This is a genomic window from Methylobacterium sp. CM6257 (assembly GCF_054611515.1).
In genome coordinates this window covers 6,337,299-6,354,388 of record NZ_CM137735.1, presented here as the reverse complement: position 1 = coordinate 6,354,388, position 17,090 = coordinate 6,337,299, and the positions used below count along the sequence as shown (strand labels likewise).

The 17,090-nt window shown below is 69.9% G+C and carries 27 protein-coding genes; 6 read left to right on the top strand and 21 right to left on the bottom strand.

The genetic code is table 11. The features are described from left to right. Positions 1–13: 13 nt before the first annotated feature. The 5 genes from ACYCO6_RS31020 to ACYCO6_RS31000 form a co-directional block, all read right to left on the bottom strand. On the bottom strand, positions 14–262 hold the full coding sequence (locus ACYCO6_RS31020; protein ID WP_459766575.1) for a DUF6894 family protein: 249 nt from the start codon (positions 260–262) through the stop codon (positions 14–16). A 438-nt stretch (positions 263–700) separates the two neighbouring features. Then, complete coding sequence (locus tag ACYCO6_RS31015; protein WP_459766573.1) at positions 701–1,168, bottom strand: Ros/MucR family transcriptional regulator; 468 nt, start codon at positions 1,166–1,168, stop codon at positions 701–703. Positions 1,169–1,371: 203 nt separating this feature from the next. Further along, on the bottom strand, positions 1,372–2,016 hold the full coding sequence (locus ACYCO6_RS31010) for a hypothetical protein (RefSeq protein ID WP_459766571.1): 645 nt from the start codon (positions 2,014–2,016) through the stop codon (positions 1,372–1,374). A 26-nt stretch (positions 2,017–2,042) separates the two neighbouring features. Then, positions 2,043–2,423, bottom strand: a complete 381-nt coding sequence (locus ACYCO6_RS31005; protein WP_459766569.1) for a hypothetical protein — start codon at positions 2,421–2,423, stop codon at positions 2,043–2,045. A 325-nt stretch (positions 2,424–2,748) separates the two neighbouring features. Beyond that, positions 2,749–2,973: a hypothetical protein gene (locus ACYCO6_RS31000; protein ID WP_459766567.1), complete on the bottom strand. Its 225-nt coding sequence runs from the start codon at positions 2,971–2,973 to the stop codon at positions 2,749–2,751. A 308-nt stretch (positions 2,974–3,281) separates the two neighbouring features. Here ACYCO6_RS31000 and ACYCO6_RS30995 point away from each other — a divergent pair, with 308 nt between their 5' ends. After that, complete coding sequence (locus ACYCO6_RS30995) at positions 3,282–3,464, top strand: hypothetical protein (protein ID WP_459766565.1); 183 nt, start codon at positions 3,282–3,284, stop codon at positions 3,462–3,464. Between the two features lie 4 nt (positions 3,465–3,468). Here ACYCO6_RS30995 and ACYCO6_RS30990 read toward each other — a convergent pair whose 3' ends face one another. Together ACYCO6_RS30990 and ACYCO6_RS30985 are read right to left on the bottom strand one after the other, a co-directional pair. Next, positions 3,469–3,618, bottom strand: a complete 150-nt coding sequence (locus ACYCO6_RS30990) for a hypothetical protein (RefSeq protein WP_459766563.1) — start codon at positions 3,616–3,618, stop codon at positions 3,469–3,471. 146 nt (positions 3,619–3,764) lie between these two features. Further along, positions 3,765–4,298, bottom strand: coding sequence for a GAF domain-containing protein (locus tag ACYCO6_RS30985; protein WP_459766561.1), 534 nt, complete (start codon positions 4,296–4,298; stop codon positions 3,765–3,767). A gap of 423 nt (positions 4,299–4,721) precedes the next feature. Here ACYCO6_RS30985 and ACYCO6_RS30980 point away from each other — a divergent pair, with 423 nt between their 5' ends. Then, on the top strand, positions 4,722–5,558 hold the full coding sequence (locus ACYCO6_RS30980) for an outer membrane protein (RefSeq protein WP_459766559.1): 837 nt from the start codon (positions 4,722–4,724) through the stop codon (positions 5,556–5,558). Here ACYCO6_RS30980 and ACYCO6_RS30975 read toward each other — a convergent pair. The 6 genes from ACYCO6_RS30975 to ACYCO6_RS30950 all read right to left on the bottom strand — a co-directional run bounded on the left by ACYCO6_RS30975 (position 5,555) and on the right by ACYCO6_RS30950 (position 10,897). Then, positions 5,555–6,367 (bottom strand): alpha/beta hydrolase, encoded by an 813-nt coding sequence (locus ACYCO6_RS30975; RefSeq protein WP_459766557.1) that lies wholly within the window; start codon positions 6,365–6,367, stop codon positions 5,555–5,557. The two genes, ACYCO6_RS30980 and ACYCO6_RS30975, sit on opposite strands and share 4 nt — an antisense overlap. Positions 6,368–6,544: 177 nt before the next feature. Next, the gene (gene hpf, locus ACYCO6_RS30970) at positions 6,545–6,880 is read right to left on the bottom strand and encodes a ribosome hibernation-promoting factor, HPF/YfiA family (protein ID WP_459766555.1); all 336 of its coding nucleotides are present in this window, start codon (positions 6,878–6,880) and stop codon (positions 6,545–6,547) included. 100 nt (positions 6,881–6,980) lie between these two features. Then, on the bottom strand, positions 6,981–7,394 hold the full coding sequence (locus ACYCO6_RS30965) for a VOC family protein (RefSeq protein WP_459766553.1): 414 nt from the start codon (positions 7,392–7,394) through the stop codon (positions 6,981–6,983). Positions 7,395–7,425: 31 nt separating this feature from the next. Continuing rightward, on the bottom strand, positions 7,426–7,605 hold the full coding sequence (locus ACYCO6_RS30960; protein ID WP_459766551.1) for a hypothetical protein: 180 nt from the start codon (positions 7,603–7,605) through the stop codon (positions 7,426–7,428). Positions 7,606–7,717: 112 nt separating this feature from the next. Continuing rightward, positions 7,718–9,028: an MFS transporter gene (locus tag ACYCO6_RS30955; RefSeq protein WP_459766549.1), complete on the bottom strand. Its 1,311-nt coding sequence runs from the start codon at positions 9,026–9,028 to the stop codon at positions 7,718–7,720. A 297-nt stretch (positions 9,029–9,325) separates the two neighbouring features. Further along, positions 9,326–10,897: an ABC transporter substrate-binding protein gene (locus ACYCO6_RS30950; RefSeq protein WP_459766545.1), complete on the bottom strand. Its 1,572-nt coding sequence runs from the start codon at positions 10,895–10,897 to the stop codon at positions 9,326–9,328. Positions 10,898–11,179: 282 nt separating this feature from the next. On the opposite strand from ACYCO6_RS30950, the gene ACYCO6_RS30945 reads away from it, so the two are divergent. Beyond that, complete coding sequence (locus ACYCO6_RS30945; RefSeq protein WP_459766543.1) at positions 11,180–11,722, top strand: hypothetical protein; 543 nt, start codon at positions 11,180–11,182, stop codon at positions 11,720–11,722. 48 nt (positions 11,723–11,770) lie between these two features. On the opposite strand, the gene ACYCO6_RS30940 is transcribed toward ACYCO6_RS30945, so the two are convergent. Both ACYCO6_RS30940 and ACYCO6_RS30935 read right to left on the bottom strand, forming a co-directional pair. Beyond that, on the bottom strand, positions 11,771–12,019 hold the full coding sequence (locus ACYCO6_RS30940; protein ID WP_459766541.1) for a hypothetical protein: 249 nt from the start codon (positions 12,017–12,019) through the stop codon (positions 11,771–11,773). Between the two features lie 46 nt (positions 12,020–12,065). Next, positions 12,066–12,539 (bottom strand): CYTH domain-containing protein, encoded by a 474-nt coding sequence (locus tag ACYCO6_RS30935; protein WP_459766539.1) that lies wholly within the window; start codon positions 12,537–12,539, stop codon positions 12,066–12,068. A 167-nt stretch (positions 12,540–12,706) separates the two neighbouring features. Between ACYCO6_RS30935 and ACYCO6_RS30930 the strand changes: the two genes are divergently transcribed. Continuing rightward, positions 12,707–13,243 (top strand): NUDIX hydrolase, encoded by a 537-nt coding sequence (locus ACYCO6_RS30930; protein WP_459766537.1) that lies wholly within the window; start codon positions 12,707–12,709, stop codon positions 13,241–13,243. A gap of 143 nt (positions 13,244–13,386) precedes the next feature. Next, a complete protein-coding gene (locus ACYCO6_RS30925; RefSeq protein ID WP_091782746.1) occupies positions 13,387–13,584 on the top strand; it encodes a hypothetical protein in 198 nt (65 codons plus the stop codon). Between the two features lie 184 nt (positions 13,585–13,768). Here ACYCO6_RS30925 and ACYCO6_RS30920 read toward each other — a convergent pair whose 3' ends face one another. The 6 genes from ACYCO6_RS30920 to ACYCO6_RS30895 form a co-directional block, all read right to left on the bottom strand. Further along, positions 13,769–14,002 (bottom strand): hypothetical protein, encoded by a 234-nt coding sequence (locus ACYCO6_RS30920; RefSeq protein ID WP_459766534.1) that lies wholly within the window; start codon positions 14,000–14,002, stop codon positions 13,769–13,771. An 18-nt stretch (positions 14,003–14,020) separates the two neighbouring features. Beyond that, entirely contained in the window at positions 14,021–14,839 is an 819-nt protein-coding gene (locus tag ACYCO6_RS30915) for a universal stress protein (RefSeq protein WP_459766532.1), read from the bottom strand. A 90-nt stretch (positions 14,840–14,929) separates the two neighbouring features. Beyond that, positions 14,930–15,202, bottom strand: a complete 273-nt coding sequence (locus tag ACYCO6_RS30910; RefSeq protein WP_459766527.1) for a hypothetical protein — start codon at positions 15,200–15,202, stop codon at positions 14,930–14,932. A gap of 47 nt (positions 15,203–15,249) precedes the next feature. Continuing rightward, positions 15,250–15,612 carry a c-type cytochrome gene (locus tag ACYCO6_RS30905; protein ID WP_459766525.1) on the bottom strand — a complete coding sequence of 121 codons (363 nt, stop codon included), beginning with the start codon at positions 15,610–15,612 and terminating at the stop codon, positions 15,250–15,252. After that, positions 15,609–15,986, bottom strand: coding sequence for an SPW repeat protein (locus tag ACYCO6_RS30900; RefSeq protein ID WP_459766523.1), 378 nt, complete (start codon positions 15,984–15,986; stop codon positions 15,609–15,611). The genes ACYCO6_RS30905 and ACYCO6_RS30900 overlap by 4 nt, the downstream gene beginning before the upstream one ends. Positions 15,987–16,079: 93 nt before the next feature. Next, on the bottom strand, positions 16,080–16,319 hold the full coding sequence (locus ACYCO6_RS30895; protein WP_459766521.1) for a biotin attachment protein: 240 nt from the start codon (positions 16,317–16,319) through the stop codon (positions 16,080–16,082). Between the two features lie 226 nt (positions 16,320–16,545). Here ACYCO6_RS30895 and ACYCO6_RS30890 point away from each other — a divergent pair, with 226 nt between their 5' ends. Continuing rightward, positions 16,546–17,058 carry an ion channel gene (locus ACYCO6_RS30890; protein WP_459766519.1) on the top strand — a complete coding sequence of 171 codons (513 nt, stop codon included), beginning with the start codon at positions 16,546–16,548 and terminating at the stop codon, positions 17,056–17,058. Positions 17,059–17,090: the final 32 nt, after the last annotated feature.

The window sequence follows — 17,090 nt, the reverse complement described above, 5'->3', positions numbered from 1 at the left end:
GAGGCCGTTTCCCTCACGCCGCACAGGCATCGACATTCACGTCGGGGAACGCCCTGATCCAGACCCGCCGTCCCCGGGCGTCGTAGACCTCGACCTGCCAGCCCGACCAATCGAACCGCTCGACGACCCGCTCCATCAGGCCGAGCGCCACGCGCTCGGCATGGACCCGCATCTGCGCGGCATTCGGCATCCGGCTGCCCCTCAGGTCGGTCACCAATTCATGCCCATCCGTGCAGTGGAAACGGTAAAGCCGCGCCGGCATTGAAGTTTCCTCGATCCATCCACAGCGCTCCACCGCCATCCGGAGACGCAGCGCCCCAGCGGCTGAACCGCCGGGGTCAAGGCGCTTTGTTCATGATATGTTCTAGACGGAATCGGGCGGCGATGCACGCGGATCCTGACGATGTGCCTGTGGAGATTCGTCTCAGGGAGGCGGAGGTTATCGCCCTGGCCTGTCACCGGGCCGCGCAGGACGATGCGTGGAGCGCCCTGGTGGCCGCCATCGCGGACGCCCACGCCGAGCCCGGGGAGGCCGAGCAGCGCCTCGCGTCGCAGGATCGGCTGGTTTCCCGACGCTGGGCCCGATGCTGGACGGGAATGTCCGGACTGGTGGTACCACCGCCGCCTGGGGCGGCCGTGGCATCGAAACGACCGAGGGACAGCCGTCCGTGACGCGGCCACCCCTTCGGAGTGGCGCGGCTCAAGCGGTCCTGCGGCACTTCCGCTCGCGCTCGGCCATGGCACCCGGCTGGCCCAAGCCGATGGCCTTGGCGAGGGCGGAGCGCTGCTCGGCATAGCCCGGTGCCACCATCGGGTAATCGGCGGGCAGGCCGTAACGGTCGCGGTAGCTGCGCGGGTCGAGCCCGTGGCTGCTCAGGTGACGCTTGAGGGTCTTGTAGGTCTTCCCGTCGATGAAGCTGACGATCCCGTCGTGCCGGACCGACTTGCGGATCTGGGCCGGGCTCGGCTTCTCGACCTCGGTCTGCGCCACCGGGCCGCTCTCGGCCGTCACGGTGCCGGAGACGAGGCCGGCGATCGCGCCGTGCACGCGCGCGATCAGCGCCGGCAGCTCGGAGGCCGGCACCGGATTGTTCGACACGTAGGCGGCGACGAGCGCGGTCGTCAATTGCGCCAAGGTGCCGGTCTCCCCATCGGGCATCTCGATCATGGAAGCTCTTCCGAACAGTGCTGAGTCTTATAGTTGTTTGGGGAGGATAAAGGTTGAAAAGAAGTAAATTAAATCGAAAGACATCATGAATATCTTCCGATTTCTGGGACTTCCCGGCCGCCGATGAGCGTCGGGAGGTCCGGTTCGGACCCGTCGGGTCGGCGGCCGGATGCTCCGGCTCGCCGCGGCCGGACGGTGCCGCGTCAGATGTCGGTGGTGGCGGGATAGGTTCGGACGCGGCGCCGCTCCCCGAGCGTGCCGCCGGCACCGGCCCCCGTGTTCGGCGCGTCCCAGCCCTCCGCGCGCCACGCCCCGGCCTTCTCGTCGAGATCGACCGGACCATGCCGCTCGAGGATCTCGGTCACAGTCGGAGCCAGCGCCGCCCGGGCCGGGTCGACGCGGACCGTGACCAAGGTCCCGCCCCGGCGTACACCTTCGCCGTAGGCCTGCGCGTCCGTCTCGCTGACCCCGGCGCCGGCCAGGGCGCCGGCGAGGCCGCCCGCCGCCGCCCCGATCCCGGCGCCCGTCAGGGTGGCGACGAGCCAGCCCGCGGCCACAACCGGCCCGACGCCCGGGATCGCGATCAGGCCGAGGCCCGCCAAGAGGCCGGCGGCGCCGCCCACGACGGTGCCGAGGGAGGCGCCGGCACCGGTGCCGTCCTTGGCCTTGTCCTTCGTGTCGGAACTCCCGTGACCGCTGCGCCCGAGGAGGCCGGCATGGCGGTCGCCTTCGTTGTTGCTGATGAGGCTGATGTCACCGTGCGCAATACCGCCGCCTTCGAGGTCGGTCACGGCGGCGCTGGCATCCGCGTAGCGGTCGTAGAGGGCCGTGATGGTCTGCTGGGCCATGAGAATCTCCTGCACGGGTCGAGGGGTCACTGCGCCGACACGTTGCCCTTGAAATCGAGGCCGACGCTCACCTGCTGGCCGCCATGCGTGGCGGTGCCGCGCCAGATGCCGTCGGCGTCCTTCTTGAGATCCTTGGCATCGGTGTAGCCGGCCTTCGCGAGACGCGAGCGGACCTCGCCCTCGGTGAAGCTGTTGGCGCCCTTCTCAAGGCGGACGTTGGCTGCGGCGTCCGCGGCCCCACCGTTCGGTGTCATCTTGTCGGTGTTCGGACGCGTCACGCTTTCCTGGCCACCGGATTGCTGGCTCGTCCTGGCATCGGGGGCGGCCGGAGAGCCCGTGACCGTGGTCTGAGCGACGGCGCTCGATCCGAGCAGGGTCACGAGGACGAGGGCGGTGGACATACGCATGATGGGCTCCGTCGATCGTTACGGATCCACCAATCCTACAGAATGTAATACGTTCCGGAGATTTCTGATTTGGATAATTGAGCTACATTTTTCGCAACATATGACAGACTATTCTAGATGCTTTGCTGCAAATATTTCGGATATCCGCCCTGAACTGATCGGATCCCCCGGTCCGATTCCGCTGCGGCGGCCGGTCCCCGGTCAATCGGCTCGGTGGCGCGTTCATCCGCTTCCTCGGACGATCCGCGCCCGAACCGAGGCAGCCGTGCGGCGGCGCAGGACCGCCTGCCTGCGGTGCAGCCCGAGGAGCGCGGACCCGCCGGCTTCAGCCTGCGCCGTAGCCGCCCTTCCGATTGTCCGGCTGGCGGGCCGGCGGCCGGGTGTCGTAGCCGCCGCTCTCCGGTGCCGCGTCGGGTGCCGGATCCGGAGGACCCGGCGCGTGCGGGCCGCTGCCGCCGGCCGCAGGATCGGGCTTCTTCTCCGCACCGACCGGCCGTCCCGGCGGCACCGTTCCGAATGCTTGGCGTGCCGCGTCGACATCCTGTCCCATGCGACCCTCCTGACATCTCTCCCAGCAGTCTCTGTAGGGCCAAGACCGCAGACCGGCGCATGTTCCCGCGGCACCGGGCAGATCCGAGGTCGGCCCGGTCACGGCAGCAGCCGGAGCGCGGTGCCGGTGCGCGCAGGCCGCGTCTCCGGGCGCGCGCGACCCGGAACGTCCCTCACGCTCTCTCGATCCTCATGTGGCTGACGGCGCGTACAGTATCGCGCGCCGGACGATCGCGATCGCCCAGGTCCAGAGCGGCCAGCGCGTCGCGTAAGAATCCGGCCGGCGCATCCGTCGGCACGAAGTCCCGGGTGCCGCTCTCGAGGGCGCGCAACGATGACCGGGCCGCGATGGATCTTGGTGGCGCGGATGCGGGCGGCTCGCTCCAGGGTCCGGATCCGGCGGATCAGCGAGAGGCCGGACAGGCCGCCACCCCCGAGGCACAGATCAGCCACCACCCGGTCTGGAGCCCCGATCGGGCCCGGCCCGATTGAGGCGTCATTTCCGCTGCGCGGTCGGATTCGGCGTCGATGACGTGTCCGGCGACACGGCCGGGTTCACGGGCGTGACCTTCGACCAAGTGGCGGCGATCACCGCGATGGCGGCGAACAGGGCGACGAAGATGCCGACGAGGAGGAAGCGCTTCATGAGGGTGGTCTGGAACTTCCGTGGAGCCCTCTTCGCCGAAGGGGCTCCGCCCGGCGAGTAAGAGAGCGCGTCAGAGCGGGACGTGGAGCCGTGCACGCGGGGAACGGCCGGGACGGCCTTTCGATCCCCGGCGCCGCGCGGGATCGTCAGCCCCCGGGCTGCTCCGCCCGCATCCGAGGGGAGGCCACCTCGCGCAAGACGCGGATCCGCGTCAGGGCGGCTGCGGCCCGCTGGGCCAGGGCTTCGAGCCGGCAGACGGTCGCGTCGTCCGGGATGACTGACGCACACCAATAGGCGCCGAGCGCGGCGACCGGCTCAGGTGAACCGATCGGCACCATTACGAGGCTGCGCATCGAGGTGATGCGATAGGCTGCGGCGGGCACCCGGGGATCGAGTTCGATGTCCGGCACGACGACGGTCTCGTCGTGGAGCATGGCCCAGCCCGAAATGCATTCAGCCAGCGGGAACCGCCGCCCGCGCCAGAGCGGTTCGATCGCGTCCTCGGCAGCGTAGAACGAGGCGTCACCCTCGCGCAGGACTACGGCGATTCCATCCGAGCCGACGATGTCCCGCGCCGTGCCGCGGAGGACGGACACGATGTCCGCCACGGAGCGGGCGACCGAAAGCTGCTCGATGGCCTGCTCCAGGCCCTGTTCGGGCCGGAAGTGGGTCTCAGCCATGGAGTTAAAGTACCGGATGCCTCCCGCTCCGTCCACGCAGGGTTCGCCGTCCCGCCCGCGGTTCGCGCGGGCCTCCCGCCGGCCGAGATGTGCCACCCACCCGCCATCCGCCGGTAGGGGAACAACCTGGGATAGGAATGCGGCCGCTGAAGTGCTTTCGGGGCGCACTGGGAGTTGTTGCCCCAGTTTATTGTGCGCAGGGTGCGGGTGTCGCCACAAAAATCGGTACCGCGCAGCAGAACTGCGCTAATAGTTCCCGACGATTCGATCGCGGCATCGCGATGATGTGCTCCAGCGCACTTTTCAAACCGTGCGTCCCGAGCCTTCAGGCAGCCCTGTTGCAAAGCTGCACTATCGCGGGAGCGCATCCTGGGGTCCTTGTCGCGCCGCACACATCCCGCACAACGGGAGACTGAGGACCAGATGATCAAGAAGCTTCTTCTCGCGAGCGCCGCCACGGCGCTCCTGACCGGCGCCGCCTCCGCGGCCGACCTGCCGCGCCGGGCTGCGCCCCCGCCGGTCTTCACCCCCGTCCCGGTCTTCACCTGGACCGGCGCCTACTTCGGTATCAACGCCGGCTACGCCTTCGACGCCAGCAACCGCAACACCGGCTCGGCCTTCGCCGTGCCCTTCCCCTACGCCGCTCCGGGCACCATCGCGGTGTTCCGCGACCGCAGCCAGGACGGCTTCTCCGGCGGTGGCCAGATCGGCTACAACTGGCAGCTGACCCCGGGCTCGGGCGTGGTCATCGGCTTCGAGGCTGACGCCCAGTACCTCGACTTCGGCCGCAACCGGAACAACGCCTTCGTCAGCGGCGCGATCGCGCCCGGCTACTACGTCACCGACCCGCGCGGCCTATCGAGCCTCGACTTCTTCGGCACGGTGCGCGGCCGCCTCGGCTACGCCTTCGACCGCACCCTCGTGTACGGCACCGGCGGCTTCGCCTACGGCTCGGGCAGCGCCGACCGCTCCTTCGGCGGCTTTGCCGGCAACGACAGCTTCCGCACCGGCTGGGCCGTCGGCGGCGGCATCGAGTACGCGCTCCCGACCGACTCGTTCCTGAACTTCTTCCACTCGTCCGCCGTGACGCTGAAGGTCGAAGGCCTGTACGTGAACCTCGACCGCAACACCCGCAATCAGGGTGCGTTCGTGATCAACGCCGCCAACAACTTCCCGGTCGTCTACAGCGGCGTCGGCCGCCGCAGCGACGAGTTCGCCGTCGTCCGCGCCGGCCTGAACTACAAGTTCGGCACGTACTAAGGGACCGCACAGGTCCGACGGCCGCGGCTGATCTCGGGCGCAAGCTCCGCCCGAGACCGACCTGAGGCCCTGGAGAGGCCGCTTCCGAAAGGGGGCGGCCTCTCTGCGTCTGGCCGTCGCCGCGTCCCGCTTCGCGCGCGGGCCTCAGCCGAGGAAGCGGGACAGGGCGGCCTCAACCATTTCGGTCGAAACGACATGCCCGCCGCTGAATGGCCGAAAGTCGACATCGTAGCCGGACTGCTCGAGCGCCGCCGCGACCCGGCCCCGCAGCGCTCGAACAGAAGGACGGGATCCTGCCGGCCATGCGCGATGAAGATCCGGGGTTCGCCCGCCACGCGGGAGGGGGCCGCAAAGCCCGGCGAGAAGGCCAGCACGTCGCCGAACAGCCCACCGTTGGCGAGGCCCAGCGACAGCGCGTAGGATGCCCCGTCCGAGAAGCCCGCGATCGCGATGCGCGCGGGGTCGACCCAATGGGCGCCGAAGACATGGCCAAGAGCCCGGTCCAGGAAGGCGACATCCGGTCCGTAGCCGTGTCGGATCAAATCCCAGGTGCCTTCCCGCGCGTCGGGGGCGAGGACCAGAATTCCGTGCGCGTCGGCCGCGTCCGCGACCAGGGGCATCACGTCCTGCGCCGAGGCGCCGGCTCCGTGCAGCATGACGAGGACCGGGATCGGCCGGTCCGGCGTCGAACGCGCTGGACCGTGGACGAGGCCGTCGCGCCCGGAACCCAGGCCGAGCGGCCGCGTCCCGCGCTCGGGACTTCTGAGCCCGGTGCTGTCGCTCCCGTGCTCAGGTGGCGGCGCGCTCAAGATTCCTCGGTGGTGATCCGTCTCTGCCCGCATCGCTCCACCGCCGGCTGTTGCCGGATCGCTTCCGGCGCCCTCGCTCGCCGGGCCCGGGCTGCGTGTCGGCGCCCGCGTCGCAGCTTCGCCCCTGGACCGGCGCGCCGCCCGAGATCCGGGTGAAGGACATCCGGGACGATGCGCTTACGCCGTGATGATCCTGTCCGGCTGATGCGCGCGATCCTCGCGCTGCAGGCGCTTCGTACGCCGCAACTGCTTCTCGACCTTGTTCAACGCCGTGCGGAAGGCCAGCGGGACGCTCTCCGCCACGGCTTCAGCGCTCATCATCTCCTGGCCGCTCATCTGCATGTTCACCGAGCAGCGGAAATCGCCGCCCTCACGGGCGACGTGAACGGAGGCCGCGACGAGATTGCCGAGATATTTGTTCGCCGCCTCCCGGATCCGCTGCTGAGCTTGCTCCCGAAAGCTCTCGCCGAGATCAAGATGTGCGCTGCCGACCGTGATATTTTCGCTGATCATCGCTCTCTCCCGTAGGCAGACAACTTGGAAAGGCGGCCTGGGTTCGGCTGCGATCGGTACGGCCGAGCGCGTCCCGTTGCCGGCAGGGGCCCGCAGCGCCTCAGTAGCCGCGCCAGAGGCCGGGCGTGGCGAGTTCGAGCAGGTGGCCGTCCGGATCGCGGAAATAGAGGCTGGTGCCGCCGCGCGGCCAGTGCGTGCGCCCTTCGATGGCGAGGCCTGAGGCGGCCAGATGATCCTCCCACGGAGCGAGCGCTTCGGCGTCGATCGCGAACGCGACGTGCGCCGGCCCGCTGCCGTCATGGGGCGGGATATCTCCGCCCGGTGTCGGGATCGGGTGCAGGGAACCGCCCTGCGGAAACAGGAGGAGGACGCCGCGCCCGCCGACATCGTAGGCGCGCATGCGGAAATCGGTGTGGATGCAGGTCAGGCCGAGCGTATCGCGGTAGAACGCGTCCGCGCGCTCGAGATCCGCGACGTACAGGACCGTTTCCAGAACGGCGTTGAGCTTTGGCATGGCGATCTCCCGCCGCGTGCCGCCCCTCGGATCAGGGGCCGCCCGCGAGGGCGCCCGCGACCACCATGATCAACGCCTCGATGTCGATGCGCCCCGTGATGCGCGCATAGCCCGGCTCCGACAGATCCACCTGGGGCGCGGGATCCTCTGCCTCCGCCTGCCGCTTCAGTTCCGCCAGGATGGCATCACGCACGGTGTCGTTCAGGTCCATGGTCTCTCCGGCTCCCCATCGGCGGCGCCCCGCCCGTGTCGGCTGCGGCACGAGGACTAACCGCGCGGTCCCGGGAGCGGTTCTCGCGAGGCCCGCTCCCGACCCGCACCGGTCAGGCCGCAGAGGGCCGGGGCGCGCCCCGGTCGGGCCGCGCCGTGCGACCGGGGACGAGCGACAGGGCGGCGGAGATCAGGGCGAACAGCACCAGGGGCAGGAGGCTCAAGGTGAAGCTGCCGGTCCCGTCCTTGATCGCGCCGATCAGATAGGGGCCGAGGAAGCCGCCGAGATTGCCCACTGCGTTGATCGCCGCGATGCTCGCCGCCGCCGTGGCGGGGGGGAGCTGCTCCGTCGCCAGCGCCCAGAACGGGCCCTTCAGCATGTAGACGCCGACCGCCGCCACCGTCAGTGCTGCGACGACCGGGCCCAGCCCCGAGAATACCGTACCGCCGGCCAACCCGAGGGCCAGGACCAGGAACGAGAGCGCCAGATGCCAGCGCCGCTCGGACATCCGGTCGCTGTGCCGCCCCCAGAGGATCATGGCGACCGAGGCGAACCCGTACGGGATGCTGTTCAGGAGGCCGGTCTCGAAATTGCCGAGCCCGAAGCTCTTGACGATCTGCGGGGTCCAGAACGAGAGCCCGTAGCTGCTCGCCGTCGACCCGAAATAGATGGCCGCGAACAGCGCCAGTCGCCGGTCGCGCAGCACCTCCCAGAGCGGCGGTTTCGCCGCCTGACCAGGCTTGGTGTTCCGCCCCGCCTCGGTCTGGAGACGACGCTCCAGCCATGCGCGCTCGTCGGCCGGGAGCCAGGCCGCGTCGCGCGGCCCGTCGGGCAGCAGCCACAGGACCGCGAAGGCCATCAGCACCGCTGGCAGACCCTCGAGGATGAACAGCCATTGCCAGCCGCGCAGGCCCCAGCCGCTCAAGCCCAGCAGCGCGCCGGAGATCGGCGAACCGAGGAACGACGAGATCGGGATCGAGATCATGAAGACGCCGACGATCCGCGCCCGATAGGCCGAGGGAAACCAGTAGGTGAGGTAGAGGATCACGCCGGGGAAGAACCCGGCCTCGGCCACGCCGAGCAGGAAGCGCAGGCCGATGAAGGACCACGGCCCCTGCACGAGGGCCATGGCGGCGGAGATCAGCCCCCAGGACGCCATGATCCGGGCGATCCACAGCCGCGCCCCATAGCGCTCCAGCATCAGGTTGCTGGGGATCTCCATCAGGAAATAGCCGAGGAAGAAGATCCCGGCGCCCCAGCCGAACACCGTCGCCGACAGGCCGACATCGTGGTTCATCTGGATCGCCGCGAAGCCGACATTCACGCGGTCCAGGAAGGAGACGAAGTAGGCGAGGATCAGGAACGGCACGAGCCGCCAGCCGATCCTCCGCATCGCCGAGCGTTCCAGCGCGGTGTCGTCCATGGGCCTATCCTCGCGGCGTGACATGGGTCCAGGCCGGATCCCGGTCGGGTCCGGATCGATCCAGGTCACAGCCGGGCCCGCGCGGGGCCGGACGGCGCCGATCGTCGCCACGCGGGCGGCGGGCAGGGCGGATCATCTCGGGCTTCCTCGCGGGCCGGTCATCTCGGACGGTGACCTGTGCCGGCCCTGCTTAACGCGTCAGCGGCGGGGCTGGGAAGCAGCCCGGGCGCTTTAGGGGCGGATGATTGACCGTTGTTGTCGCGTATTGGCGCCCGCTGCATCCGCTTCCGCCGCTCGTCAGCTCTTCCTGACGTTCCAGAAGACCGGTACGCCGTCGATGACGCCGGTCAGGGACGGCTTGAACGAGGTCTGGTTGAAGTATTGCCCGAGGGGTAGGTAGGGCAGGTCGGCGAAGGCTTGCCGCTGCAGGTCATCCGCGAGCCTTTTCCGCGCGGCGGGATCGGGGGCATCGAGCCATTGATCCCGCAGCGCCTCGATCTTCTCGCTGGTGGGCCAGCCGATCGCCGCGGTCGCGCCCGTCCCGCGCAGGAAGGCGCTGACCGCCGGGTTGGCCTGGTCGAGCCCGGACCAGAAGGTGCAGAAGGCGCTCCAGCCACCCTGGGCGACAGGGTCCTTCTTGGCGCGCCGCTGCACGACCGAGCCCCAATCCATGATCTGGTAGTCGACGTTGAAGCCGGCGCGCGTGAGCATGTCGGCCGCCACGTCGGCGAGCGCCTTCAGGCTCGGGAAGTCGGAGGCGCCCATCAGCACCACCTTCTCGCCCTTGTAGCCGGCCGCCGCGAGCGCCTTCTTGGCGCCCTCGTAGTCGCGCTTGCTCGTGAGGGCGTCGAGCCCGACCGTGCTCGCCATCGGCAGGCCGGGGCAGAAGAAGCCGGTGGGCACGTGGATGAGCTTGGGGTCGGTGCCGGTCACCGCCTGCATGAAGTCGGTCTGGTCGACGACCTTCAGCAGCACCTGCCGGATCGCCGGGTTGTCGAAGGGCGGCTGAAGCTGGTTCATCCGCAGGCAGCCGATGAGGCCGGTCGGGTCGGTGATCCGCGTCGTCAGGCCCCCGAGCGTCGGCACGAGATCGGCCGGCGGCTGCTCCCACCAGTCCATCTCGCCCGTCTGCATGGCGGAGGCGGCGGTGGCCTGGTCGGGGATGACGTTCCACTCGACCCGGTCGAAGAAGACGCGCTTCGGACCCGAGGTCCATTGCGGCTCGCCGCCCTCGCGCGGGACGTAGCCGGCGAAGCGCTCGTAGACGACGCGGGCGCCGACCACCCGCTCGTCCGCCTTGAAGCGGAACGGGCCGCTGCCGACCATCTCGGTCACCTGCGTGAACGGGTCGGTCTTGGCGAGACGCTCCGGCATGATGGCGCAGATCGAGGAACCGACCTTGCCCAGCGCGTCCGGCAGGAGCGCGAAGGGCTTCTTCAGGCGGAACTGGATCGTCCGGTCGTCCGGGGCCGAGAGTTCGTCCGTGTAGGCCATGAGTGTCTGGCCCATCGCGTCGCGCTTGCCCCAGCGCGCGACGCTCGCCACGCAGTCGCGGGCCAGCACGGGGCTGCCGTCGTGGAAGGTCAGCCCGGGCCGGAGCGTCAGCCGCCAGAGCTTGCCGTCGTTCTCCACCGTGTGGCCGGCCACCATCTGGGGCTGGGCCGCGTAGCTGGCATCCGTCCCGTAGAGCGTGTCGAACACCGCCAGCCCATGGTTCCGGGTCACGTAGGCGGTCGTCCAGATCGGATCGAGCACCGTGAGGTCGGCCTGCGGGATGAACTTGAGAACCCGGGCGGCCGGGCTCTGTGCGAGGGCCGGAGCGGCGAGCGCGGCGCCCGACAGGGCCACGAAAGATCGTCTGTTCAGCATGCCGACTCGCCTATGCGTTGCAAACCGCCGGATGATAGCACGCAATGGGCCAAGCTTCGCCACACGCAACCCGGGTTCGGCACCGCTGAGCCGCTTAACCGGCAGGACAACCGATTCTGATCCGATGCCGCGGGCGGCGGTCGCGCCGTGACCTTGTCCTGAAAAGAAAGAAAATTGACGAGTACGCGGTTGTCTTTCTGGACATCGTCCGAGAGCATGCTTAACCTCGGTCTGTTCGTGCAGACCATGTGTTGGCGCGAATGTTTCCAAGGATCGTCTTACATGAAGCGCCGCAGCGCGCGACCGTTCATGGTCGAAATCAAGAGCACCCGCACCGCACGCGCGTCGTCGACCGCCGCCCAGCCGCGGACGCGCGCGGACAAGAGCCTGTGGCCGGAACTCCTCCAGGACGAGGTGAAGCTGGCGCAGCCCGAGATTCAGGCCGCCCCGCCCTCGCGGCTGGACAAGGAGCCGGATGCGCCGGCCCGGCGCATCCTGCCGAGCCTCGTCCCCATGTTCCCGGCCCCGGCCGAGCCGGAGGCCGAACCCGAGGCCGAGATCGCTCCGGTGCCCCGCGTACGGCGTCCGCGGAGCGAGCGGGCTCCGGCCAAAACCCTTGCCGCGCTCGGCGCACCTGCGGCCGCGCCGGCGGAGGAGCCCCGTCCGGCCGCGGCGCGGCCCGAGCCGCTCGGCGACGAGCTCCCGGCGCGCCCGCATCCGGCCGAGGCCGGGCAGGCTCCCGCATTGCGGCCCGTCTGGCGGCGAGGAAACGAGCTGCGGCTCGGGGAGCGCTGGAAGCGCCGCCTCCCGCAATTCCTCCGCTGAGCGTGTGCGGCTCCGGCCGGTTGCGGGCCGGGGCGGCCGGCCGCGCGATCAGGTGAAAAAGGGCCTGAAATTCTCGAGCCAGCCGCGCAGCCAGACTTCGCAGCCCTGCTGGGCGCCCTGGGCGTCCTGGCCGTGACCCCAGATGTCCTCGGCCAGGGGGCTCCACCACGTCCAGAGCCGGTTCGAGCCGTCGTACTCGCAGATTCCCACCTCGACCGTGCCGACCCGGCCGACGAAGCGCGGGAGCGGCACGCCGGCGGTCACGTCCTGGTTCCAGGTGATCAGGCCTTGGGGCATCCCGTTAGAACGGCGCCGTCGCCCGGGCGTTCAACCGGCGCGGTCCTCAGGCCACCTGCCGGTCCGGCACCGCGCCCGTGGCCAGCCGCGAGTTGCGGTAGCGCGCGTCGTCCGTGACCTCCCGCTCGATCCATGGCGGCAGCGCTACGGGCTGGTCCTCGCGTTCGAGCTCGATCTCCGCCAGGATCAGGCCCGAGAGTGCGCCGCCGAACACGTCGACGTCCCAGACGGCACCGGCATGCGCGACGCGGTAGCGCGTCTTCTCGAGGCGCTGGCCGGCCGGCACGCGGGCCAGAAGCTCCTCGCCGTCCAGGGGCGCGACAGCGAACTCGACTTCGTCGCGGCAGGCGCCGCGGCGCGGGCTCTTCCAGGTGACGACCATGCGATCCCCCGCCCGGCGGATGCGGACCGTGTTGGCGTCGTCCGTGTAGAGATAGCCTTGAACGAGCTGCGTCCCCGACCGGCAAAGCGCCAGGACAGCGGGGCTCGCGATGAACTTGCGCTCGATCTCGACAGGCATGCCGTGACTCGTTGCCGGTGAACGCAAGAGCCTTCGCGGACAAGCCGGGATAATGCAAGCGGCCCATGAGACGTTGAGCATGGCATTACAGGCATGGCTCGATGGCAACGCGACCCGGCCGCGAAGCGCATGTATTCAACTATGTAAAGGCGTGAGGAGTCCATCGATTGCAGAAGCGTCCGCAGCACATCCTTCCCCTCTCGCCCTCGAGGTCTGCGCTGAAAACCGCATCCAAGCGGCCGAGCCTGAAGAAGCTGCTGCGAAAGGCTCATGCCAAGCCGCTCAAGCAGGTCGCGGCCCTACCGTTCCGCGTCGGTTCGGACGGCCAGGTTGAGGTGCTGCTGATCACCTCGCGCGATACGGGCCGCTGGATCCTCCCGAAAGGGTGGCCGATGCTCGGCCGCAAGGCGCATCGGGCTGCCGAACGGGAGGCCTACGAGGAGGCCGGCCTGAAGGGGCAGATCGCGGTGGATCCGGTCGGCTGGTACCGCTACGAGAAGCGCCTCGATCACGGTCGCGCGCTCCCCTGCAAGGTGCGCGTCTATCCGTTGCGGGTGGAGGCGCAGCACGCGCGCTGGCCGGAGCAGGACCAGCGGACGCTGCGGTGGTTTCCACCGGAGGAGGCGGCGCAGCTGGTCCACGAGGACGAGCTTCAGCGCCTGCTCGCGGATTTTGCGGCAGCGCGAATCGACGTCGGAGCCTGAGGGTCCGGAGCCCGGTCTTCGCGCGGGGCCCGAGCAGCCCTGGTGGAACCGGCCGCGCAGTCCGCCGTTGGTTGCGCAGATTGGATCATTTCTAAGTTTCAAGTCGGGGCCGCCTCGGCCGCCGGCCTCACAGGAGCCTGACCATGAACGCGAAGTGCGAGACCTGCCGGTTCTTCGACGAGCACAAGGGCAACGGTGCCGTCGCGCAGAACGATGCCGGCCTGTGCCGCTTCAACCCGCCTGTCAGCCAGCCCGCTCCCGAATCCAAGGGCCTCTGGCCGGTGGTCGCTGCTCAGGATTGGTGCGGCCACTACACTCCCGAGATGACGGCGGCCGAGTAGGAAAGCTTCGGACCGCGCTCGGGGCCGGCCTTCGGGCTGGCCCTTTCGTTTGCGCATCCCCTGGACCGGCCGACCGGTGCGACGGGGCCGAAAGAACCCGGCGCCCGACTGCGCGCCGACCTGCACCCCGGCATCCGTCCCTCTCGCCGCTGCTCTCGACCACCGTTCGAGAGCAAGACGCGCCTCATCGGTCCGGGCAGCCCCATGCCGCAGCCGGGCCGAAAGCGTCCGGTACGATTTCGGGCGGCATCCCGCCCGGGATCCCGAGCGGCTCGTTCGCAGGCGGTATGTCGTCGGGCTCCGAAGCCGAGACGTTCAGGGGCTCCGGAAGCGGCACCGAGGCGGGCTCCGGCGGACGCACCGGCGACGGGGACGGGAAGGTCGGATCGGGCTGCCCGGGATTGCCTGGATTGGACATGGGAGCGTCCTCGCGGCTCTAGTGGGACATCAGGCAGCAGACGGAGGCTGCCGCCAGCAGGTCGCGCGTCACCCCGCCGAAGAACCATTCCCGCATCCGGCTGTACCCGTAGGCGCCGGTCACGATCAGATCCGCGCCGAAGCCCGCCGCCGCGCTCTGCAGGTCGTCGGCGACGGTCCAGCCGGAGGGCTCCGCCAGGTGCGCGCGCGCGTTGACGTCGTGCAGGGCGAGAAAGCGGACGACATCCTCGACCTCGGCCAAGTCCGCGCCCTCCGCGACCCGCATCACCTGGACCGCCTCGGCGCGCCGCAGGAGAGGCATGGCGTCCGACACGGCCCGGCGCGTCTGGGGCGTGTTCTTCCAGCCGATGAGGATCCGGTTCGCCTCCAGGTGCTCGATGCTCGGCGGAACCACCAGGGTGGGGCGTCCGACGCTCATCAGCGCGTCGCCCACCGCGAGCGTGACGGTCGGATCCGCTCCCTCATCGTCCGCGTGGCGCCCGAGGACGACGAGATCCGCCGCCCGCGCCTGCTGCTCCAGGAAGCGAACGGGAAAATCCAGCGCCGAGCGCCACGTCACGCGTTCGTTGAGGCACGCGGCATTCCGGAAGGCCTGTTCGGTACTCGCGAGCCGGTCGAGGGCCGCGAGGCGGATCTGATCGAAGATCAGGTCGATGGGGCTCGCTGTCTCGCCATTGAAGCGCGGATATTCCGGCATGCAGGCACCCACGCCGACGAGGCGGGCACCGAGGCGATGCGCCAGATCCGCCGCGAGGCGGACCCGTGCCCGAGCGTGACGCCCATCATCGACCGCGACCATGATGCTGGCATAGGACATGGGACCGCTCTTTCCGCAGGATCGTCGAGGCCGTCACGGTGCGGTCGCCGCCGGCGCGCAGCCTTGATCTGCCTCAACCGGCTCCGGCGCCTATCCCCGAGGCGCGCCGCCCGGGGACATTGCCGCCGGCTTGCCCATGGCCGGCGGCAGGCGGCGGAAGAGCAGGCCGGACGAGTCCCAGATCACGGTGCAGCCGTGCCCGCGCGCAAAGTTCGCCACCCGGCCGACCAGGGCATCGTTGATGCCGAACAGGCGGTCGCAATCGTCGAGGGGCAGGCGCAGGGTGTGCTCCATCCCGAGACGGTCCAGGGCGGTCTGGAGATCGGGAAGCGTGTCGAGGCCCGATAGCGTCGTACAGTCCATCACGGCGTCTCCGGCACGAGCAGATCGAGGCGCGGGGCGGAGCCGTTTCAGGGCCGCGCGGCCGCCTCGCTCTTGAGGCTCAGGATGTAGTCGATGACGGCGTCCAGCTCGTCCCGGTCGAGGCGCAGGCTGGGCATCCGCTGGTGATGGCTCTGCAGGAAGACGTTGAGGGCCAGACCGGTCGTCGCCGGCATGTTGGCGATCCTGGCGAAGGAGGGACCGACGAACCCGCCCTCCAGCCTGTCCTCCAGCGGATCGCGGCCGATGACGTGGCAGGAGCTGCACAGCTGCACCGCCACCGTCCGGCCCTGGGCCCGATGGTCCCCGGCGGCGGCCGGACCGCCGGCGCGGGCCAGGATGGCCCCGGCCAGCAGCGCCGCGGAGACCCCGCGCAGGCGAGCCGCCCTCATGGCGCCCCCGCCCGCCTCAGCGACGCCGCAGCCATGGCGAGCGCCAGCCCTCCGAGGACCACGTGCGCCCAGGTTCCGGCATCGTTGGCTGCGAATCCGAGGGTCCAGGGAGCCATGACGATCCAGGCGCCGATCAGCGCGATCGCCTGCTCGATGGCAGGGCGGAACCGGATCTGGCCGGCGGCCGACAAGCCGAAGATCAGCAGGCCGGGCAGGAGGGCCGAGGAGGCGGCGCGGTGCTGGTCCATGATGGCGAGTGCCCAGGCCGCCAGAACCAGGGCGGAGCCGACCGCGTTCTGGGCGACGCCGAGGAGGATCTCGTCGGTCCTCCAGCCCGGCGGTGACGGTCTGGTATGCGGTAGGATGCGGGTCACGGCCGGCCTCCGGTAGGGTGAGCCTCCGCCCTGGATCGCCGCCCGGGCGCCTGAGCGCGTTGATCCGTGTCAAAGGCGGGCCGTCCCCGGCCCTCAGGGACGGATCTCCGCGATGGTGCAGCCCGGGTCGAGAACCGCCAGCGCCGGCGCCACGATCGCCACGTGACCGCCGGCCGGTGAGACGATGTCGTGCAGCGCCGTGCCGACCCTGACGGCCGCCACGGCCTGTCCGGGACGGACCAGTGCCCCGTCCTCCACGAGCCACCGCTCCAGGATTCCCTCGGGCAGCACGCCCGTGGCCCAGAGATCCTCGGATACGCGAATGTCCGTCATGATCCGACCTCGCCTGCTCGCCCCTTCGGCGGCGCCTCCGGGAGATGCCGCCAGGCCACACCATCCGGGGAGGCGCCACCTTGATCTGGATCATCGTCGTCCGGCAGAGCCGGCTTACCGGAGCGGTCCTGCCGAGCCGTGCCCGCGGTCGCCGCCTTGAGGCAGGTCAAGGCGGACGAGGCGCTCGGGCGCGACCCTGATCCCGCCCCTCGTCCGGGACAGCACCATGTTCCTCGCCATGACGACCAGCGTCATCCTCGTCGTCTCGACGATCTTGGTGCTCTACGAGACGCTCCGGCTGACATCCGAACACCTGTCCGAGCTGCCGATCCCGCCGCGCATGCGGATCCTGGCCGTCGTGCTCATGACCTTCGTCGGGCATACGGTTGCCGTCTGGATCTACGCGGGCGCCTACTGGATCCTCGTGCTGCGGCTCGGCATCGGCGCCTTCGCGGGCGCGCCGGTCACGTCCTTCGAAGACTGCCTCTACTTCTCGGTGGTGGCGTACACGTCCCTCGGCTTCGGCGACCACTTCCCGACCTCGCATACCCGCCTGCTCGCCGGCGTCGAGGCGCTCAATGGTCTGCTGCTGATCGGCTGGTCGGCCTCGTTCACCTACCTCGCCATGGAGCGATACTGGCCGCTGCACGGGAAGGCGCGCGCGCATCATGCCGCCAAGGCCGGCCTGGGCGGCGAGCCGGGCCGGAAGCGCCTGTACCCTCCGGCGCCGGGTACCTGACCGGCGCGGCGGTCCTTGCGCGAGATCAAGGC

What these genes read in the sequence shown, in the direction of transcription:
- ACYCO6_RS31010 (WP_459766571.1), bottom strand. Translation starts at nt 2,016, where the DNA reads ATGGCCCAGCAGACCATCACGGCCCTCTACGACCGCTACGCGGATGCC.
- ACYCO6_RS30935 (WP_459766539.1), bottom strand. Translation starts at nt 12,539, where the DNA reads ATGCCTGTCGAGATCGAGCGCAAGTTCATCGCGAGCCCCGCTGTCCTG.
- ACYCO6_RS31015 (WP_459766573.1), bottom strand. Translation starts at nt 1,168, where the DNA reads ATGATCGAGATGCCCGATGGGGAGACCGGCACCTTGGCGCAATTGACG.
- ACYCO6_RS31020 (WP_459766575.1), bottom strand. Translation starts at nt 262, where the DNA reads ATGCCGGCGCGGCTTTACCGTTTCCACTGCACGGATGGGCATGAATTG.
- ACYCO6_RS30890 (WP_459766519.1), top strand. Translation starts at nt 16,546, where the DNA reads ATGTTCCTCGCCATGACGACCAGCGTCATCCTCGTCGTCTCGACGATC.
- ACYCO6_RS30990 (WP_459766563.1), bottom strand. Translation starts at nt 3,618, where the DNA reads ATGAAGCGCTTCCTCCTCGTCGGCATCTTCGTCGCCCTGTTCGCCGCC.
- ACYCO6_RS30910 (WP_459766527.1), bottom strand. Translation starts at nt 15,202, where the DNA reads ATGGACTGTACGACGCTATCGGGCCTCGACACGCTTCCCGATCTCCAG.
- ACYCO6_RS31005 (WP_459766569.1), bottom strand. Translation starts at nt 2,423, where the DNA reads ATGCGTATGTCCACCGCCCTCGTCCTCGTGACCCTGCTCGGATCGAGC.
- ACYCO6_RS30945 (WP_459766543.1), top strand. Translation starts at nt 11,180, where the DNA reads ATGAAGCGCCGCAGCGCGCGACCGTTCATGGTCGAAATCAAGAGCACC.
- ACYCO6_RS30980 (WP_459766559.1), top strand. Translation starts at nt 4,722, where the DNA reads ATGATCAAGAAGCTTCTTCTCGCGAGCGCCGCCACGGCGCTCCTGACC.
- ACYCO6_RS30920 (WP_459766534.1), bottom strand. Translation starts at nt 14,002, where the DNA reads ATGTCCAATCCAGGCAATCCCGGGCAGCCCGATCCGACCTTCCCGTCC.
- ACYCO6_RS31000 (WP_459766567.1), bottom strand. Translation starts at nt 2,973, where the DNA reads ATGGGACAGGATGTCGACGCGGCACGCCAAGCATTCGGAACGGTGCCG.
- ACYCO6_RS30960 (WP_459766551.1), bottom strand. Translation starts at nt 7,605, where the DNA reads ATGGACCTGAACGACACCGTGCGTGATGCCATCCTGGCGGAACTGAAG.
- ACYCO6_RS30940 (WP_459766541.1), bottom strand. Translation starts at nt 12,019, where the DNA reads ATGCCCCAAGGCCTGATCACCTGGAACCAGGACGTGACCGCCGGCGTG.
- ACYCO6_RS30915 (WP_459766532.1), bottom strand. Translation starts at nt 14,839, where the DNA reads ATGTCCTATGCCAGCATCATGGTCGCGGTCGATGATGGGCGTCACGCT.
- ACYCO6_RS30965 (WP_459766553.1), bottom strand. Translation starts at nt 7,394, where the DNA reads ATGCCAAAGCTCAACGCCGTTCTGGAAACGGTCCTGTACGTCGCGGAT.
- ACYCO6_RS30895 (WP_459766521.1), bottom strand. Translation starts at nt 16,319, where the DNA reads ATGACGGACATTCGCGTATCCGAGGATCTCTGGGCCACGGGCGTGCTG.
- ACYCO6_RS30955 (WP_459766549.1), bottom strand. Translation starts at nt 9,028, where the DNA reads ATGGACGACACCGCGCTGGAACGCTCGGCGATGCGGAGGATCGGCTGG.
- ACYCO6_RS30905 (WP_459766525.1), bottom strand. Translation starts at nt 15,612, where the DNA reads ATGAGGGCGGCTCGCCTGCGCGGGGTCTCCGCGGCGCTGCTGGCCGGG.
- ACYCO6_RS30925 (WP_091782746.1), top strand. Translation starts at nt 13,387, where the DNA reads ATGAACGCGAAGTGCGAGACCTGCCGGTTCTTCGACGAGCACAAGGGC.
- ACYCO6_RS30950 (WP_459766545.1), bottom strand. Translation starts at nt 10,897, where the DNA reads ATGCTGAACAGACGATCTTTCGTGGCCCTGTCGGGCGCCGCGCTCGCC.
- ACYCO6_RS30985 (WP_459766561.1), bottom strand. Translation starts at nt 4,298, where the DNA reads ATGGCTGAGACCCACTTCCGGCCCGAACAGGGCCTGGAGCAGGCCATC.
- hpf (WP_459766555.1), bottom strand. Translation starts at nt 6,880, where the DNA reads ATGATCAGCGAAAATATCACGGTCGGCAGCGCACATCTTGATCTCGGC.